Raw genomic sequence first — 17,513 nt, 5'->3', positions numbered from 1 at the left:
GCCGCGGCCGTCTCGCCACCGACGGCAGCGGCGCCCACGGACGCATCCGCTGCGGCCATTGCCGTGGCCACTACCGTGGGAATGCCGTCCATACCGCCGCCGGGCACCAGCGGTGGGGCTGGCGGGCCTGCTCCGGTCTGGTTCGCTCCAACCGGAGTCAGCCGCCAGGCGATCAACGCGAGAAGCACGGCGATGACGATGCCCGTGCCGGGCAGCAGCCGGCGGCCCCAGCGAGCACGGCGCGGTCCCGATCGCGCTGGCCCCGCCGCCCCGACACGCTGTCGGCCAAGGCGCCGCACTCAGCCACCCCCCATACCGCCGGGCCACCGGGCCCCGGGCGTATGAAAAAATCACGACCGCACACCCCCAACCATGCAAGGATCTTCGATGGCACGGCCGCGGAGCACCAAAGATCGGCACGGCTGACGTAAACCAGCCGCGATCTCGGACACCCCGACGAACTGTAACGAAGGAGATCCGACCGGCGGCGGGCAGTCCAACCGAACCCGCCCCTACCGATATCCACAATGATCATGAGCACCGGCCGCACAGACATCCGAGCACCCGCCCGGCCCGCCCCAGCGAGCGCCGCCAGGAATGCGGCCCACTCCGCGGGGGAACAACCTGTCACGTTCCATCCTGGCCGGGTCAGCTGATTAGCCATGGGAGTTAGCCATGGGAGACGAAGAAAATCATGATGGCGGGCACCCGGCCCGCCGAAAAAAGACAACAAGCAATAAATCTTCCCATACCGGATCTACCAGTCGTCATTCTGTGCGGTGGCATGGGAGCCAGCTTGCGCGAGACGTTCGAAACACGCCCTGGCCGCATGCCGCGCTCCCCTGGCGAGGCGAGCCATGATGGCGGGGCACGGGCTGTCGGGACACGCCTGTACGATCTGGTCGCCGAACTCACTCCCATGATGCGCAGCATCACCGGCGACGGCGTCCGCAAGACGCTGGCAACGGTCCGCGGAGCCCTCGAACCGGCGGTTCCCTTCGCCGTGCGCGAGGTGCCCACCGGGACACCGGTACTCGACTGGACGGTACCGAAGGAGTGGAACGTCTCGCAGGCCTGGCTGGCCGGCCCGGACGGCCAGCGCGTCCTCGACGCCGCGGACAACCCGCTGCACCTGCTTAACTACAGCATACCCACGCACACCCGGCTGTCTCTGCCTGACCTGCTACCGCACCTGCACTCCCTGCCCGACCACCCCGACTGGGTGCCCTACCGCACCTCCTATTACCACGAGGCCTGGGGGTTCTGCCTGAGCGACCGGCAGCGCCGCGAGCTGCCGGACGGTGAGTACGAGGTACATATCGACACGACGCTCACCGACGGCTCGCTGACCTTCGCCGAGATTGCGCTGCCCGGCAGCAGCCCGCGGGAATTTCTTGTCACCACTCATGTCTGCCACCCCGGCATGGCCAACGACAACGCCTCCGGCATCGCCACAGCCACACTGCTCGCCGCGGCGCTCGCGGACCGGCCCCGGCGGCTGAGCTACCGGTTCCTGTTCATTCCCGGAACAATCGGGGCAATCACCTGGCTTGCCCACAACCGTGAGAGCGTCGACGGTATCGAGCACGGCCTCGTGCTGACCGGGCTCGGCGACCGTGGGCAGCCGACATACAAACGCAGCCGGCGCGGTGACGCCGGCATCGACCGGGCCGTGACGCGGGCGCTGAAGGAAACAGGCCGGCCGTACAACGTGATCGATTTCTCGCCCTACGGCTATGACGAGCGCCAGTTCTGCTCCCCTGGTTTCAATCTGCCGGTGGGTCGATTCGGCCGCAGCCCACATGGCACGTACGCGGAGTATCACACGTCCGCCGACAATCTGGGCTTCGTGACAGCGACAGGTCTCAACGACTCCTTTGCAATCATCCTGCGCACGATCGAGATCTGTGAACGGGACCGGACCTGGACCAGCACATCCCCGTTCGGGGAACCACAGCTGGGACGGCGCGGTCTGTATCGCTCGATCGGCGCCACCCTGGACCGCGAGGCTGTCGAAATGGGTCTGCTGTGGGTCCTCAACCTCGCTGACGGCAGCCACAGCATGATCGACATAGCCGACCGCGCGGATCTGCCGTTCAACACAGTCGCGGACGCGGCAGACGCCCTCGCGGCGGTGGGCCTGTTGGGCTAAACCGAAGAGCCGCCAAGGCCCCGCTGGGGCACATACCAGGTATCACGCGCGTACCAGGTCAGCAGAAGCAGCCCCAGGTAAACCACGACCGGGCTGAGCAGGCTGCTCGACAACACCATGTAGAAGACCAGCAGCGCGCCGGAGAGGACGAACGACGGGGATCCGCACACGAACGCCCACACGATCAGGACCAGGAAAGCCGCCCCACCGACGAGACCGTACTCGAGGACAAGTTTGGGCAGCATGGCGTAGTTCAACGGCAAGCCGGTGCTGTGCATGAACTCGTCGGCATCCCGGTCAGACCAGCCCGGCCCGGAGCCGAAGAGCACGGTCAGCGGATCACCGCCCAGCCGGTCGTAGGTCCGGGTGTAGGGCTGGACGAAACGCAGGCTGCCGCTGGAACTGCTCGTGGCTGTCTCGGTGGCGCGTTCGGCGAATACGTCCGCCGCCGGGGTGAAACTCACGGCGGTCACCACCAGCGCGAGACCAGCCACCGCCGTTGCCGCGAACCGAGGTCCTTTATGGACCGCGAGCAGCACCAGCGCGGCGGCGAGCAGGATCACGCCAGTCCCCGAGACCGTGGTCAGTATCGCCACCACGAGGAGCGGCAAACGCCACCGGCGCACACCCCGCAATATCGAGACGACCAGACCGATGGCGAGGAACTGCGAGCAGAAGGACGGCTCCAGACAGACGAACGCATTCGCCTTGTACAGGCTGGAGCCGTATGCCACCGGATACGATGTGTTGAAGTTCCGCATAATCAGCTCGGGTGGCACGATCCCGCCGATGATGTCGCTGTAGTGCCAGCCCAGCAGCTGCAGGCCGAACTGCGCCACCGCGAAGCCGGCGAGCACTGCCGTCATGACCGCGAAACGGTCGAGCAGCCGAGGGAAGAGCGCCACCGACGTGTCAGCACGCAGGCGACAACAGAACGGCGCATAGGTCACCACCAGCAAGAGCAGCGATGTGAGCGAGTTGCCATCGAGGCCCCGGGTGAAAACGACCAACGCCGAACTGACGCATGCCGCCATAGCGACCAGATATGCCTGGGTACGGCCCATGTCGGCCACCAGGTCACCCCGCGCGAGCAACACCGCGGCGCCACCGAGGACCCCGGGCAGCATCAGCGGCACCTGGGCGGAACCGACCGGGACCGCCAGCCGCTGGAGGAAGACCTCCCCGAACAGCAACATGGTCAGCAGCCGCAGCGGCCGGCGCGCCGCGGCCGGGTCGGTGACCGCGGCATCCGGATCGGGGATCGCCCAGCTCCGTGGGATGCGGATTGTCAGGCTTGTTGCCATAGGCGGCCATCCAGGTTGGTCCGTGGGACAGCCCCGAGCGCATGGCCGGTCCGGGCGTCAGCCACGAGCGCCTCCAGTGACCGCCCCGGCGTTCAGCGCTTGCCCATGGGACGAAGGTAGCGGTCCGTAACCTCCTTGTTGCCACTCCTGCGACGCCCAGCATCCCTCGATGGCCTCGATGAGGTGCCCGGTGCGGCAGCGGCACGGCCGCTTGCGCCCATGACCGGACCGACAAGGTCGTCAGTGGCGCTCACGGGCGCCACGTCATGCGCGGACCGCCGGACAGCGGATCGCCCGTCGAAGACCACGCCCACAATCCGCTCGGCCAACGCCGGCCAGTGCCGCGGGATCCGCGACAGCTCCTTGAGCGGGGAGTCGCCGCTGGCGAAAACGATGATGGCATCCGCCTGCGTGGCGGGCACCGCCGTCATCGGAAGCTCGTCGAGCGCCGGGGCCAGCAGAATGACGAGATCGACCGCGGGAGCACGGTCCGCCAGGATGGGCGCGAGGCCACCGGGACGGGCGGCTCGTGCCGGCGCGACCCGGTTGTACAGCAGATGCCCCCGTCCGGTACCGGATGAGCGGGCCAGGCAGGTCGGCTCGTGCGCCCAGCGGGGCAGCTCGCCGGAGACCGCCCGAGGCAACCGCTCCAGCGGCGCACGAACCTCCGATTCCGCGGAGGCATCAATGATCAACACAACGCCCTGGTCGTCTGACCAGCTTGCGGAAACGGCCGCCACCAGGTCCGCGCTCAGATCGCCCCGCGTCACCGGAGCGAGGGCCACCACTGTGACAGCGGGCGACAACACCGCTGACATGGCGGAGACAAGGGTGTCGGTCGGCAGCCCACCGCCCCGCTTCCCGGAAACCGCGGCGATCAGAGGAGCATCCAGCACGGCTGCCGCACCACGCCCGTCGAGCGCCGTTGGCCTGCGCAGGTAGGCGCACCAGACCATCGCTGCCGCCAGGAACAGCCCGACCAGCGCGCCGACCAGCGTGTTACGAAACAGGTGCGGTGCGACCTGGCCATCAGCGCGCGCGGGCTCCGCCAGGGTCACCGAACCGGCGGTCAACGCGGCGTTGACCTGCGCCTCGGGAATCCGCCGGTTGAGGTCCGCGAGCTGTGAGTTGAGATTGCTGATCTGGCTGGCAAGAACCTGATCGTCAGCATTACGAGGCAGGGCGGCCTGCTGGGCCTGTAGCTTCTGAAGATTTTTGTAGATCTCATCGCGCAGGCTTGTCAGTCGCTGGACGGTACCACTGCTGTCGTTTCCGTACTGGGAAAGTAGCTGTTGGTAAGCGGTCTCAGTAGACTGGACGAGCTGTGTCGCCCGCTCCGCGGTGCTGTCCCTGCCGACGATCGTGAAGAAGTAGCCCTCCCCCGACGGCGTTACCTTCAACCGTCTGGCCACGTAGAGCCGCGGCACCTTGAGCTGCTCAGCGATCAGGTCCAGGGCCGCGGTGGAGCCGGCGAACTGGGCCTGTGTCTGGACGGCTCTGCTCGCGTCGACCGAACCCGCGCCGAGCGCCGCGTTCGAGGTGTTCAGGAACACCCGGCCCGTCGCTTGGAAGACCGGGGCCTGTCGCTTGGCGAGGATGAGCGCCAGCGCCGCGCCGATGACCACCGCTATGACAATCGCCAGCCAGCGACGCCCCAGGATCCGCAACAGTGACGCCCCCGCAGTGCCCCGGGGCAGCTCAGCGGACGGCTGGACAACCGGGGTCACCCGCGCGCTCCCCTCGAGTCAGGTGAGATCGGCAGATCGACGATCGCCTTGATCCACGCTCTTGTTGCCGGTCGCTCTAACGGACCCACAGCCCCTCCTGATCACGGCTGCGCGACCACTGCGTGACCGCGGCGGCCGCGGCGGCCCAGTCGGTGCCCGGCGCAAGAAACCGCTGCTCCATATGCGTGACAAGATCTGGATCCGGTGCCACCAGGGTCCGCCGCGCGCGCTGTGGCCGGGCCAGGGCAACAGCGTTGGCGACGCTGCGCACACAGACCAGCGCGCCTCGACGAACCGCGGCCCGCGGCCGGCCCATATGCCCGGGATCCGGCCTGCCACCGGCAAGCTCCCGCAGGCCGAACGGTCGGTATCCCTGGTAGGCCAGACAGGTGGCGTGGTCCCAGGCCTCACCGACGAACGGGCAGCTACGCAACAGCCGCTCGTCGGCAAGCAGCGCCCCGATCCGCGCACCGAAGGTGCTGGTGCAACTCGCCGCCCGGTACCAACGCGCTGTGCCCAAGAGTACGGCTTCAGGATCCCCCTGGGAACGGGCCCGCGCATCGATCAGTGGTGAGCGCCGGGTGGCCGCCGGAGCGAAACGCGTCGAACCATACAGGGTGAAATAATCGGCGACGGCCAGCTCATTCGCGGCTTGGATGAGACCGCGCAGGCTGGTGGCCGTATACAGGTAGTCGTCCTCGGAAAACCAGACGAGATCAGCCGGCGACCAGCCGCGCAGCCGGGGCAGTCGCAGCGCCCATCGATACGACGCTCGGTTGCTGCCGCAACGAACGCCGAGAACCTCGCCGGCCCCGGCCATCATCTCCAGACGGCCGGCGGGGATGGGCCCGTCGTTGACAAAGACAAGTTCGGTCTCAATATCAACATTATCCACCGCGCGCAACAGCGAGGCCAGGGCCAGTGACTTGTTGTAAAAACCCGGCCGATCCTTGCGATTCTCGCTGCCGACGGATCGGTAAACGATGTGCAGTCTCACCGCGAAACCATCTCGACGCGTTTCCTCCAGATCTTCCGCCTCGCGATGCACGCGCCCCAGCCCTGTTCCTTGATCCACGCCCCTGCTGCCGGGCGTTCCACGGTCATCGCTGCCACAACGACATGATCAGAACAGAACGTGCTCCGCCGAGAACTCACGATATCTGCCGCATCCGCCGCCCGCCCCGACGATGCCGGCCAGCCGATGAATCACCCAGCAAATCATCCGCTTTGCCCGGGTGCTGTGCCGTGGCTGGAGCCACCGCCCCGCTGGGAGATCCGGCCCTGCCGCGGGATGACGCCTCAGCCTGGTAGGCGGCGCGGCGCAGCAGCACGAACCACAACGGCACGGTCAGCCAGAACGCGGCGATGTACCCGACAACAGCCCCCCGCAGATCCCAACACGCCAGACCGGCCACCGGGAACACGAACAAAGCCGGCGCGAGCACACAGTGAACGCGGAAAGTGATCTTTGGCTGGCCAAGTGCGTAAAGCATACACGCCGGGCCGACTGTGGCGGCCGCGCCCGCCTGCTGAATAATCGTCAAACCGAGTATTCCGCGGGTCTGTGCCCAGGTGTCACCGAGCAGCGCAATACCAACGCGATCGGGAACAAACAGGAACAACACACCCCACAGCACGCCGGCGCCGACAACCAGGCAGGAAAGCATGGTTGCCGAGCGCATACGTGCCCGCGCGGGCATCTCCCGTCGGCGGGAGAACTCCGGAACCGCGAAGCTGATGATTCCGACGGCAAGAATCGTGGTCGGGCCGAGAAGGGTCTGCACCCCCCGCAGCGCACCGACCGCGAGCTCGGTGCCGAATACACCGATCAGCAGCGTCGACCCCTGTTGGGCGCCCTGCACGGTGATGTACTCGGCGCTCAGGTAACCCGCGGCCTCCCGGTGACATGTGATCCATTCACGGGACCTGCGCGGCGCGGGCCGGCAGCCGGCCTGGACCGCACCTCCCACCGCGGCCACCGCGGCGGCCGCGCCCCACACAAGCACGAATGTCGCGGACGAGTGGACGCCGTGCTGACAGAGAACGAACACGCCGCCCAGTTGGATCACAGTCCACACCGCGTCGTTCACCGCGGCCTTCACGGGTTTTCCCTGGGCGATGAAGACGTAACGCCAGGCGTCCTGCAGGAGCAGGCCTGGCATGACCAGGCCCATCGCGACCACCGTCAGACCGACCGTCGCGCCCAGTACCGTGCCGACGGCAACCAGGCACCCGCCAGCGATTATCCCGAGAACCAGCGCCGTACCGGTCGCCGCGGCGGTCGCCGCCCGAAAGATCCCAGGGGAGGCATCGGCGTACTTCATACCCATGGGTGCCGTACTGGCCGCCCGGGAAAAGCCGATGATCAGTGCGAACAGCGCGAAGGCGATCGAGAACGCACCGAACTGGCTCGCCGAGACCTGCCGGGCGACCGTGAAGGCGATGAGCGCGTTGGTAGCGCTGGAAAGGACCTGGTCGCCCAGCGTCCACAGGGCCTTCGAGCGGCCGCCGGCGTGACCGGTGCCCCGTTGGCGCCGGCCGCGGCGGACCATGGGCTCCCGCCCGTCCTCGGCCCGTGGCCGCGAAAGATCGACCAGCCCCTCAAGGCGCGGGCGGGCGGGAACATACCGAATGGCCCGGGTACCGTCAGAGTCATTCGGTGGATGTTCACGTGGATGACCGTACCGGCGTGGCTTGTAGTCGATCCGCCCAACCGTCTCGATGTGCCCCTCCTCCGCCGGTCCGCGCCCTGCCGCGGGCCGGCGGCCAACAGGATCATCCATCGGCCGCCACCACGCTTCCCGGTTCTCCCAGGGCCGTCGAGCGCACGGAAAATTCCATAATCAAATATTCGTCGACCGCCAGCTTCACCGGACGCGGCAGGCCGCGTACGAACGTCAGCAAACGACCGGCCGAGGAACCGGCACGATGAACTTGCCGCCGCGGCGGGCATACGCGGTCTGCTGCTCCATGATCTCATCCCGGACATTCCAGGCCAGCAACAGCAAGTAGTCGGGGCGGCGCTGGGCCAGGACCGCCGGAGAAAGGATCGGCATCCGCGCGCCCGGGATGTACTTGCCCTGCTTGTGGACGTTGCGGTCAACCACGTACTGGACAAGGTCGGTGGTGATACCGCTCGAGTTCAGCAGGGTGGCGCCTTTTGCCGCGGCACCGTAGCCGGCCACCGTCCGGCCGTGCCCGGCCAGTTCCCGCAGGAGCGCAAGCAGCTCCGCCTGCAGTTCACGCACGTCAGCACCGAAGCCGGCATAGCGCTCGAAGGTGCCCAGGCCGGCCGCGCGCTCCCTGTCGAGGCGCTCGCGGACCTGCGGCACGTCACAATCGGCCGCGGCCCGCCGCATCCGCCAGCGCAGCGTGCCGCCGTGGAGCTCGGGAAACTCCGTCACCCCGACAATACTGAGACCGTGCCGACGCATGAGGGCCTCCACCGCGATGGTGGAAAAATAGCAGAAATGTTCATGGTAAACCGTGTCGAACTCGGTGTTTGTCAGTAACGCCCCCACACCCGGGTTCTCCACGGTGATGATTCCATCGTCCGCGAGCAGAATTGACATGCCCGCCACGAAGCTGTTCAGGTCGGGTACGTGCGCAAGCACGTTGTTCGCGATGATGACATCCGCGCGCAGCCCGTCGGCAACCAGTGCCTGGGCGAGGTCGGCGCCGAAGAACTCCGTGCGGGTCGGCACACCAGCCTTACGGGCCGCGTCCGCGGGCCCGGGTGACGGTTCGATACCGAGCACCGGGATCCCCCGCTCGATGAACGCCCGCAGCAGGTAACCGTCATTACTTGCGATCTCCACGACAAGGCTGTCGGGACCGAGATTGCGACTTGCTATCAGATCGATGACGTGTTTTTCAGCGTGCCGGCAGAGCGTGTCGCTGAATGACGAGTAATACGGATAGTCCGCATTGAAGATCTCTTCAGCCGGCAGGGCGTAGGTGAGCTGGACCAGCGTGCAGGAACTACAGAAACCGATCTCCAGCGGGAAGACCGGCTCAGGCCCGGCCAGGTCATCCGGCCGCAACAGCCTGTTGGCGATGGGGGTGTGTCCAAGCATCAGGAACGGGCGCGGCGGCGGCCCACCGCACGAGCGGCAGGCCGCGACCGGTACGGCCGCGGCCTGCCCGCGGGTCCCTGACTGGCCGGCGTGCTCGATTGACATGCGCTCCCTCGTGAATCCTGCGGCCCCGGCGGGACGCATAAATCATGGTTATGCCGCCGCTGGCCCGCTGCCCGAACTGATCGATGACCCAACCAGATCGAGATGAGGCACCTGCGATGGCTGTGCCGACTTCCACGCGCGCGGCACACCGCCTGCCCTGGGTGGCTACTTCCACCGCCCGGTGTGCCGCGTGCTCATCGCCTCCCCAGCAGGCGAAAAGCACGCAATCACGTTCTTTCCACGCACCCGCGGGCCGTGGCGGAACCTGGCCAGTGCCCCATGGTAGAGGCTTACCCGGGAGAGGCGGCCAGGCCGGCGGCCGTGTGGACGCGAGCCACTGGTCAGCCGGTGGCAGCCGGTGATGCCTCGAGCGGCGGCCAGGCACGGTCCTTGGCGGACACGGCTGTGGCGGCCAGTGGCCAACTGATCCCAAGGCGGGGATCGTCGTAGCAGGCACCGCGCTCATGGCCGGGTTCGAACGGCACGTTCATCTGGTATGTCACCTCGGTGGCGTCGACAAGCGTCTGGTACCCGTGCGCCAGCCCGGCCGGGACGAAGAGCGCTCGGCGGTTGTCCGCGGTCAGCTCGACCGCGACGTGTTGAAGATAGGTCCCCGACCTGGGACGGACGTCCACGACAACATCGAGCACGGCCCCGCGCGTACAGCGCACGAGCTTGGTCTCCCGCACTGGCTCGGCAGCCCAGTGCATCCCACGGATCGTCGCGGCGACGCGGTTGAAGGCGACGCCGCACTGCGCCGTCTCGGGCGCGAGGCCCGCCGCGGCAAACTCGCGCGCGCAGAAGGTCCGGGCGAAAAAGCCGCGGGCGTCCGCCACGGGCTCGACATCCACCACGAACACCCCGGCCAGCGCGGCCGGCGTAATGATCATTAATACGTCCAGAAAAGATCGGCATCGACCTGGCCGGTGTCAAGCAGGTACTGGAGCTGCCTGAGCCGGTTGTGGTCGCGGCCGGTGAAGGTCTCGCCGGCAAGCTGGACGCGCGCGAAGACATCGTAAAGCTGCCGGACCCCCAGCCGCGCGTCCCAGTCGCACGAAAAACCCGGCAGAACAGAATGTATCTTGTCACAGTCGACCCGGTAGCTGCGATTGTCCCCAGCGCTGTCCCCAAAGCTCAGGCGGCAATCGGTGAAGACGCTCGCGACCAGGTCAGCAATCTCCTTTATCTGGTAGTTCTGCGCACCGCTGCCGACGTTGAACACCTCGTTGTGAACAACCTCACGGGGCGCGGCAAGCACGCAGCGGATGGCCTTCGTGATGTCCAGGCCATGCACCAGGGGACGCCATGGCGTCCCATCGCTTGTCATCGCGATCTCACCGGCTGTCCAGGCACGTCCACAAAGATTGTTGAGCACGATGTCGAAACGCATCCGCGGGGACGCGCCGTACGCGGTGGCGTTACGCAGGAACGTGGGTGAGAAATCCTCGCCCGCCAGGGCCGCGACGTCACGCTCGACCAGAGCCTTGCACCGCGCGTACGGGGTCTGCGGGTTGAGCGCGGCGCTCTCGGTGACGCCGCGGCCCACCGCGATGCCGTAAACACTGCACGACGACATGTAGACGAACCGGGACGCGCCAGCCTGTTTCGCGAGCGCCGCGAGCCGGACGGAACCCCCATGGTTCACCCGCTGGGTGACCTCCGGCGAGAGCTCACCCAGCGGGTCGTTGGACAGCTCAGCCATGTGCACGATCGCGTCCATGCCGGCCAGGTCGTCGATCGTGACACGGCGCAGATCCCGGTCCAGGGTCTGCGGGCTGCGATCGGCGCCCCGGCAGAGCCAGCCGGACTTGTAGTAACCCGTATCCAGACCGAGGACCTCGTGGCCGGCACGCATCAGCTCGGGCGCGGCCAGTGCGCCCAGGTAGCCCTCAGAACCGGTGATGAGCACCTTCATCCACATGTCCTCCTCTGCCGGACCTGGAACGCGACGGCTGCTATCAGCCACCCGTTGACAGCAGACCGCACCCATCCCACCCAGCTGCCCGGCCAGCGTGCGCGGCCCGGCACCGGGTCGGGATGCCCTTGTGGGATACCCACTTCAATCGGATCATCACACCGCCCACGGACGCGAGAGCCCGCCAGCCGCGCACGGCAACCTGGCACACTCACAACGTGCGCGAACTACGGTCAGTAACGACAACCCACTCCAGCGGTCAACAGACATGGCCGTTCGAGCTCGTGGTCGTCAGCTATCACAGCCGAGATCAGCTCGAACGGATGCTGGCCGGGCTCCCCGCGGACATCCCGATCGTGATCGTCGACAACGCCGCCGGCGCGGACCGCGTCGACGAACTCATCGCCGACATGCCACATGGTCGTTACGTGGACTCCGGTGGCGGCAAGGGATTCGCCAAAGCCGCCAACATCGGAGTACGGACGTCGCGCTACGACTACGTGCTCTTCGGGAACCCGGACAGCCGGCCGACGATCGAGGTCATCACCTGGCTCGTGGCGGATGTCCGTACCGATCCGGGTCTCGCCACCAGCGCCGCTACGACGATCGGCCCGGACAACCGGCCGGAGCTGGGCAACGGGGGCTGGGAACCGACCCGGCGCCGGGTCCTCATACATGTGCTTGGAGCGCATAAAATCGTCCCGACCGCCGGTTTGTTCGCTCGCCCGAAGGTCGGCCAACCGATAGACGTCGAGTGGCTCACCGGAGCCTGCATGGCCGTCCGCCGCGAAACATTTCTTTCGCTAGGTGGATTTGACGAAAATTTCTTCGTTTACAACGAGGATATGGCGTTGGGGCGCCGGATTCGTGACGCCGGCCTGCGGCAACGGCTGCGGACGGACCTGCTGGTGCCGCACGGCTCGGGCAGCTCAGGCGCGCCGAGGACCTGGATGCTGCGGATGCGCGGCGCGTCCATGGTGAACTACCTGGCGTTGTACAACCCCCCGGCGCGGGTACGACAGATGCGCGCGATGCTCGTGGCCGGATATACGGGCCGCGCGGTGTTGTCCTGGGCGCTGCGCGACACTGCCGCCGCGGCTGAACATCGCTCATACCTCAAGGGGCTCCTAGCCGGCCCGCCCGCACCATAGCTCCTGACTTCACAGCCCCCGGACTCCATAGCCCCCGGACTCATGACCCCCGGGCTCATGGCCCCCACGCGCCGGGTCCAGCGCGGACCGCACCCGCTCCAGCAGCACGTCCCGGTCGAGCTCGCGGGAGACGAACGCGCGCCCAGCGGCACCAATCCGCACAGCCAGTCCGGGCGCGTCCAGGAGCCGGCAGACCGCGTCGGTGAACCCGCGCGCGTCGTCCGCCACGAGCAGGTCACGCCCGGGTATCCAGCCGAGGCCACGGCTGCCGACCCCCGTGCTTACCACCGCGGTACCAGCTCCCATCGCCTCGACCATCTTGATGTTGACCCCGGAGCCCGAACGCATCGGGTTCAGCGACACTGCCGCGCGGGTGACGTATCCCCACACGCTCGTGACATCGGTGTGGACCCTGACCTGCTCATGACCCCGCAACCAGGCCACCAGACCGGCTTCTCCCCGGCGCCCGACGACCTGGAGCGAGGCATACGGATGGCGGGCACGCACGGCCGGCCAGCAGTGGGCGAGAAACCAGCGCAGCGCCTCGGTGTTGGTCGGGGTGTCCAGGGAGCCGACGAACAACAACCGGCCGGGGTCTCTCTTGATCATTCCAGCCTCGGCGGACGCCGTGCCCACCTGGGCAGGCAGGAACGGGGGCAGGTGCATTGCGCGCGTACCACAACGCGCTCTGCGCCAGGCATGGTCCTCCGCGGAAATGTCCGCGATACAGGTGACAGTCGGCGAGCGATGCAGAACGCGTTCAGCTCTGCGCAGCTTGCGGTATTCGATGCCATAGGCCACCGAACGCATCCACGAGGCCGCGCCCGCCAGTTCCCGGAAGTACTGGGAGTCGATATTGTGGGCGCGGACAAGGTGCGGAATGCGCCAGGCCTGGGCAATCTGTTCGCCCACATGCGCAACCCGGCAGCTGTAGCTGATCACAGCTTCGGCACAGGGCGGCGTGACAGCGAGTACACGCCGCAGGGCGCCGATCGGGCGTGAGGCATAGGCGTACGGCGCCAGCCCCAGATGCGCTGACACGCTCAGGTCACGCGGTAGCTCGATGACCACGGCACCGGGCACCGCGGCCTGATAGGCGGCCAGGTCGAGCGCGGTGGGCGTCGGGACAAGCACCCGCAGCCCGATTCCGGCCGCCGCCGCGGCGGCTAGAAAGGTCAGCGTCTCCACCCGGCCACCGGCGTCAGCGGGCAGGAACGGCTCTTCGACCGCGACAATCCAACGCTCCGCGTCAGCCATCAGCTACTCTCCCGCATGCGCTCCCCCAGACGCCCAGCCTGCGCCCTGGAGCAACAGGCAATGACATCCTGACTTCAAATGGTTATTTCACGAACACAGACTACGGTGTCCTCCGTGATGGGAGCACGCAACGTTGGACGCAAAGCAATGATATTATCACTGGGAGCGATAGCCGTGTACGGCCACGCCCTGTATCCGCTATACGTCGCACTGAAAAGCCGTGGCCACCCGGCTGAGGAGCCGGAAGATCCTGACGCCTGGCCGTCAATGTCCGTGGTCATCTCGGCGTACCGCGAGGCGACAGTGATCAAAGATAAAATCGACGAGCTATCCGCCACCGGATACCCAGGCCCGCTTGAGATCATTGTTGTCGCGGATGACCCGGCCACCGCGCAAGCGGCTCGACGCCCCGGCGTCACGGTGCTGTCGGCCGGGATGCGGCTGGGCAAATGTGAGGCTGTCAACCGGGGGGTCGCCACCGCGAACCACGACATCGTGGTGCTCTCGGACGCGAACGCGCACCTGGCCCCCGGTTCCCTGCGGGCAGCGGCGCGCCATTTCCGTAACCCGGCAGTCGGTGCGGTCGCCGGCGAGAAGCGGGTCGACGACCCCGCTGGTGTCCAGGGCTTCTACTGGCGGTTCGAGTCCTGGCTGAAACAGTGCGAGTCGGCCATCGGCCAGACCATCGGAGTCGTCGGCGAGATGCTCGCGTTCCGCCGGAACGCCTTTCGGGCACTGCCCCCGGACGTCGCGGTGGACGACGCCTGGCTCGCTCTGGACATCACCGAGGCGGGACTGCGGGTCGTCTACGAGCCGTCCGCCTACTCGGTCGAGACCGCCAGCCCCACGTACAGCGAGGAATGGGAACGGCGGACCCGGGTGGTGGCCGGCAACCTCGACATGCTCTGGCGCCGCAGGGAGGCACTGCTGCCAGGTGCTCTGCCCGTCACTCCACAGCTGTGGGGACACCGGCTGGTGCGGTCCTCGTTCGGGCCGATAGCCCACGTCATGCTAATCGGGGTCAGCGTTCCCGCGGCCCGGCGCAGCTGGGCCGCGCGCCTGTTCCTGGCCGGCAACATCGCGGGAGCGGGCAGCCTGGCGACGATGATCCATGGTGGCGACCCACCCGCGCCGGTACGCCTCGCGGCCCAGGTGTTCTTCCTGCAAGCCGTGGCACTCGGCGGGATCCGGCGTTTTCTCCGGGGAGAACGGCCCGTGGCCTGGCCGAAACCCGACCGTGCGGGCTCGTTCCCGTCGCACCCGGCCATCGCCGTCGAGCAGGGCGCGGTCCGCGAACAGCGCGGGCCGAGATCACGCAGCATGATCGATAGCCGTCGTTACGCGCCCGTTCGGCGGCATTACGACAGATTTTCCCGCTCCGCCCTGGGTGTTCGGCTGTCGTGGCCGGGTACTCCCAGGAAGGGAAGCTGATGTGCCAACCGTGTGCCAACCGGCCGCGCACCGCACGATCATGATCGTAGACACGGCCGACGGCGACCCGGATGCTGGACGATGAAAGGTGCGCACCGGTGGAAGTTGAACGCTTCGGCGGGCTGGCTGGCTACGGTTGGCGCATGCATGGTCACCTTCGCACGACGCGAGGGTAATCGCCGATGTTGGAAATGACGGCCGCGCCGCCCGCCGATGGGCACGGCTACCGGATACTCGCCCTCGGGGCGCACGCGGACGACGTGGAGATCGGCGCAGGCGGCACCATCATCCAGTTCCTCGCCCGGTACCCCACAGCGTCCGTGCACTGGGTCGTCTTCACCGGATCAGGCGAACGCGGCGCCGAAGCCGAGACGAGCGCCCGGAACCTGGGGGGCGGCTCGCTCGGCTCCCTGCATCTGCATGATGTCCGGGACGGCTTCCTCCCCCGGGAATGGGGCGGCGTCAAGGATGTGCTGCTCCAGATCGCGCGGCAGGTCCAGCCGGATGTGGTGTTCGCGCCGTCATTGACCGATGCGCATCAGGACCATCGAACTATCGGCGATCTTGCCTGGCAGGCGTTTCGCGGAGCGTTGATTCTCGGCTACGAGATCCCGAAGTGGGATGGCAACACGATGCGCCCCACGCTGTACGTACCGTTGTCGGCGAAAACCGTCGCGGCGAAGCTCGCCCACATCACCGAGCACTTCCCCAGCCAGAAGGCGAAGCCCTGGTTCGACGAGGAGACCTTCCGCTCGGTACTGCGGCTACGCGGAGTCGAGTGCGGCACTCGCTACGCTGAGGGTTTCGAGGCCCGAAAGGTCGTCGCACGATGGTGACCGCATAATGCTTGGATCATGGCCCCGTGCCAGCTCGCCAGCCCTTCGACAGTCAACGGGTCAGCACGGCCTGGCAGGGCAGGCTCGCCGACCATCCTGGCGGGCTGACACGGACCGTGACCGAGGCAGAGTCAGAGCCGGGCAGGGCGGCCGCACAACGCGCTCGGCCGGTACTCAGCTCCTGGCTGAAGCGGGGGCCGGCACCACGCGCGTTGTCCATCCGGAACCCGCTTGCCATAGCGAGCAACAGCAGCAGCACGAAGGAGTACTGGCGCAGTCCAGCCTGCCGGGATGTGCCGGCAAGCAGGTCGCCACCATCGTCGGCAGCCGCGTCCACAACGACAGCGGCCGCCGACAGAAGCATCAGCGCCGGTGCGAGTGCGTAGCGCGGGGTTGCCGCACCGGCGAGCAGCACCGGCCCGGCATAAAACAGCACGCTCTGCCCCACCATGATCAAAGCCAGCCAGCTGGATGGCGCCCGCCGGCGCTTCCAGGCGAGGGCGACCAGCAGGCCAAGCACCATGAGCGCCAGCAGCATGAACAGCGCTGCCCGGGGGGATGTCACCGAACGGCCTGGCAACCTGTCCCCGAACAGCCCACCAGCCAGCACATTGTGCGCAAAGTAAACCGGGATCTTCAACGGGCTGAGCGCCAGCGGCGCGAACGCGCGGTCCGTGTGACCAGTCACCCGGGGAATCATCTGGATGACGGCTCCGGCCAGCAGCACGCCGCCAGGGCCCCAGCCGCGGACCCCGCGCAACAGCACTCCCCGTAGCACCGCAACCGGAGCGAGCAGAATCATGGTCGGGTCGGAGAGCACGGCAAGAGCCAGCACAAGTGCGGCGACCGCGCCAAAAACCCGCCTGCGCGGATTCCACAACAATGCCCACAAGCTCGCTGCCATCAACGGGAAGTGAAGGTTCGCGGCAACATTGTTGAGGACCTCGCCCTGGCCGATCGGCAGGACAACGAAGGAAGCGGCCAACACCAGCCGCACCGGACGGTGCCGCAGCGTGGCACCGCTTGCGACATAAACGAAGACAGCGGTGGCGGCAAGCAGCAGCGCCGAGAGGACCGCGAAACTCGCCGCCGCGTCCCGCACCGGCAACAAAGCCGTGAGCGCCGCGATCGTCCTCGGCACAACATGCAGATATCCGGCATATGTGGTGGTGAACGCGTCCAGCACGGACATACGCACGGACTGTTCCAGAAAGATGTGCCCGTCCTCGGCCCACATGGTGTCGAGCGCGCCGATCCCGCCTTGGCGGACGAGCGAGATCAGGGTGCCGACGGCCAGCGCCACCAGCGCGAGCAGCACCTTGCCAGGACGGATCGGCGATCCGGAGTCCAGCGGGAACAGGGATCGGAGGCGGTCCGACAGCTCGGCGCGGGCGGCGAGCCCACGCGGTCGCCGGTGCGTGACGCCGGCCCGGTCAGCGGCGACAACGGTAGCGCCGGGGCTGTGTGGTGCCATCGTTGGCCTCCAGGTGAAAGCGACCGGCAAGAGGGGACGCGGCGTCGCGGGGCTGGGGCACGCGGCTCGTGTCATCGCTCCCCGT

Annotated in this window: 13 protein-coding genes and 1 pseudogene; 4 read left to right on the top strand and 10 right to left on the bottom strand. The window is 67.4% G+C overall.

All coding sequences use genetic code 11. The features are described from left to right. Positions 1-299 (bottom strand): annotated as a pseudogene (locus MJ783_RS11550) (hypothetical protein); the annotation flags it as partial. A 530-nt stretch (positions 300-829) separates the two neighbouring features. Between MJ783_RS11550 and MJ783_RS11545 the strand changes: the two are divergent. Further along, complete coding sequence (locus MJ783_RS11545; protein WP_239310407.1) at positions 830-2,152, top strand: DUF4910 domain-containing protein; 1,323 nt, start codon at positions 830-832, stop codon at positions 2,150-2,152. On the opposite strand, the gene MJ783_RS11540 is transcribed toward MJ783_RS11545, so the two are convergent. From MJ783_RS11540 to MJ783_RS11510, 7 genes are all read right to left on the bottom strand, one after another. Beyond that, positions 2,149-3,456, bottom strand: coding sequence for a hypothetical protein (locus MJ783_RS11540; protein ID WP_239310405.1), 1,308 nt, complete (start codon positions 3,454-3,456; stop codon positions 2,149-2,151). The genes MJ783_RS11545 and MJ783_RS11540 overlap by 4 nt on opposite strands. 92 nt (positions 3,457-3,548) lie before the next feature. Then, positions 3,549-5,183 (bottom strand): lipopolysaccharide biosynthesis protein, encoded by a 1,635-nt coding sequence (locus MJ783_RS11535; RefSeq protein ID WP_239310404.1) that lies wholly within the window; start codon positions 5,181-5,183, stop codon positions 3,549-3,551. 76 nt (positions 5,184-5,259) lie between these two features. After that, positions 5,260-6,180 (bottom strand): hypothetical protein, encoded by a 921-nt coding sequence (locus MJ783_RS11530; protein ID WP_239310403.1) that lies wholly within the window; start codon positions 6,178-6,180, stop codon positions 5,260-5,262. A 154-nt stretch (positions 6,181-6,334) separates the two neighbouring features. Next, positions 6,335-7,966 carry a hypothetical protein gene (locus MJ783_RS11525; protein ID WP_239310402.1) on the bottom strand — a complete coding sequence of 544 codons (1,632 nt, stop codon included), beginning with the start codon at positions 7,964-7,966 and terminating at the stop codon, positions 6,335-6,337. A gap of 114 nt (positions 7,967-8,080) precedes the next feature. After that, positions 8,081-9,364, bottom strand: a complete 1,284-nt coding sequence (locus MJ783_RS11520) for a class I SAM-dependent methyltransferase (protein ID WP_239310401.1) — start codon at positions 9,362-9,364, stop codon at positions 8,081-8,083. A 341-nt stretch (positions 9,365-9,705) separates the two neighbouring features. Next, positions 9,706-10,254, bottom strand: coding sequence for a dTDP-4-dehydrorhamnose 3,5-epimerase family protein (locus MJ783_RS11515; protein WP_239310400.1), 549 nt, complete (start codon positions 10,252-10,254; stop codon positions 9,706-9,708). Beyond that, entirely contained in the window at positions 10,254-11,279 is a 1,026-nt protein-coding gene (locus MJ783_RS11510; RefSeq protein ID WP_239310399.1) for an NAD(P)-dependent oxidoreductase, read from the bottom strand. Before MJ783_RS11510 ends, MJ783_RS11515 begins: the two co-directional genes overlap by 1 nt. A 122-nt stretch (positions 11,280-11,401) precedes the next feature. Between MJ783_RS11510 and MJ783_RS11505 the strand changes: the two genes are divergently transcribed. After that, positions 11,402-12,430 carry a glycosyltransferase gene (locus MJ783_RS11505; RefSeq protein ID WP_239310398.1) on the top strand — a complete coding sequence of 343 codons (1,029 nt, stop codon included), beginning with the start codon at positions 11,402-11,404 and terminating at the stop codon, positions 12,428-12,430. 9 nt (positions 12,431-12,439) lie between these two features. Here MJ783_RS11505 and MJ783_RS11500 read toward each other — a convergent pair whose 3' ends face one another. Continuing rightward, on the bottom strand, positions 12,440-13,687 hold the full coding sequence (locus tag MJ783_RS11500) for a glycosyltransferase (RefSeq protein WP_239310397.1): 1,248 nt from the start codon (positions 13,685-13,687) through the stop codon (positions 12,440-12,442). Between the two features lie 147 nt (positions 13,688-13,834). Here MJ783_RS11500 and MJ783_RS11495 point away from each other — a divergent pair, with 147 nt between their 5' ends. Together MJ783_RS11495 and MJ783_RS11490 are read left to right on the top strand one after the other, a co-directional pair. After that, positions 13,835-15,118 carry a glycosyltransferase family 2 protein gene (locus MJ783_RS11495; protein WP_239310396.1) on the top strand — a complete coding sequence of 428 codons (1,284 nt, stop codon included), beginning with the start codon at positions 13,835-13,837 and terminating at the stop codon, positions 15,116-15,118. A gap of 182 nt (positions 15,119-15,300) precedes the next feature. Continuing rightward, on the top strand, positions 15,301-15,954 hold the full coding sequence (locus MJ783_RS11490) for a PIG-L deacetylase family protein (protein WP_239310395.1): 654 nt from the start codon (positions 15,301-15,303) through the stop codon (positions 15,952-15,954). A 52-nt stretch (positions 15,955-16,006) separates the two neighbouring features. Here the strand turns inward: MJ783_RS11490 and MJ783_RS11485 are convergent, their stop codons facing one another. Continuing rightward, the gene (locus MJ783_RS11485; RefSeq protein WP_239310394.1) at positions 16,007-17,428 is read right to left on the bottom strand and encodes a hypothetical protein; all 1,422 of its coding nucleotides are present in this window, start codon (positions 17,426-17,428) and stop codon (positions 16,007-16,009) included. Between the last annotated feature and the right edge of the window lie 85 nt (positions 17,429-17,513).

Origin of the sequence: Protofrankia sp. Cj3 (assembly GCF_917627355.1) — a bacterium.
Classification (GTDB): domain Bacteria; phylum Actinomycetota; class Actinomycetes; order Frankiales; family Frankiaceae; genus Protofrankia.
The sequence above is the reverse complement of the archived record's forward strand: the minus strand, read 5'-3'. Positions and strand labels throughout refer to the sequence as shown.

Excerpts from the sequence above, each read along its gene's own strand:
- MJ783_RS11545 (WP_239310407.1), top strand. The coding sequence starts at position 830 with ATGCCGCGCTCCCCTGGCGAGGCGAGCCATGATGGCGGGGCACGGGCT.
- MJ783_RS11540 (WP_239310405.1), bottom strand. The coding sequence starts at position 3,456 with ATGGCAACAAGCCTGACAATCCGCATCCCACGGAGCTGGGCGATCCCC.
- MJ783_RS11525 (WP_239310402.1), bottom strand. The coding sequence starts at position 7,966 with ATGGATGATCCTGTTGGCCGCCGGCCCGCGGCAGGGCGCGGACCGGCG.
- MJ783_RS11520 (WP_239310401.1), bottom strand. The coding sequence starts at position 9,364 with ATGTCAATCGAGCACGCCGGCCAGTCAGGGACCCGCGGGCAGGCCGCG.
- MJ783_RS11515 (WP_239310400.1), bottom strand. The coding sequence starts at position 10,254 with ATGATCATTACGCCGGCCGCGCTGGCCGGGGTGTTCGTGGTGGATGTC.
- MJ783_RS11510 (WP_239310399.1), bottom strand. The coding sequence starts at position 11,279 with ATGAAGGTGCTCATCACCGGTTCTGAGGGCTACCTGGGCGCACTGGCC.
- MJ783_RS11505 (WP_239310398.1), top strand. The coding sequence starts at position 11,402 with ATGCCCTTGTGGGATACCCACTTCAATCGGATCATCACACCGCCCACG.
- MJ783_RS11500 (WP_239310397.1), bottom strand. The coding sequence starts at position 13,687 with ATGGCTGACGCGGAGCGTTGGATTGTCGCGGTCGAAGAGCCGTTCCTG.
- MJ783_RS11495 (WP_239310396.1), top strand. The coding sequence starts at position 13,835 with ATGATATTATCACTGGGAGCGATAGCCGTGTACGGCCACGCCCTGTAT.
- MJ783_RS11490 (WP_239310395.1), top strand. The coding sequence starts at position 15,301 with ATGTTGGAAATGACGGCCGCGCCGCCCGCCGATGGGCACGGCTACCGG.
- MJ783_RS11485 (WP_239310394.1), bottom strand. The coding sequence starts at position 17,428 with ATGGCACCACACAGCCCCGGCGCTACCGTTGTCGCCGCTGACCGGGCC.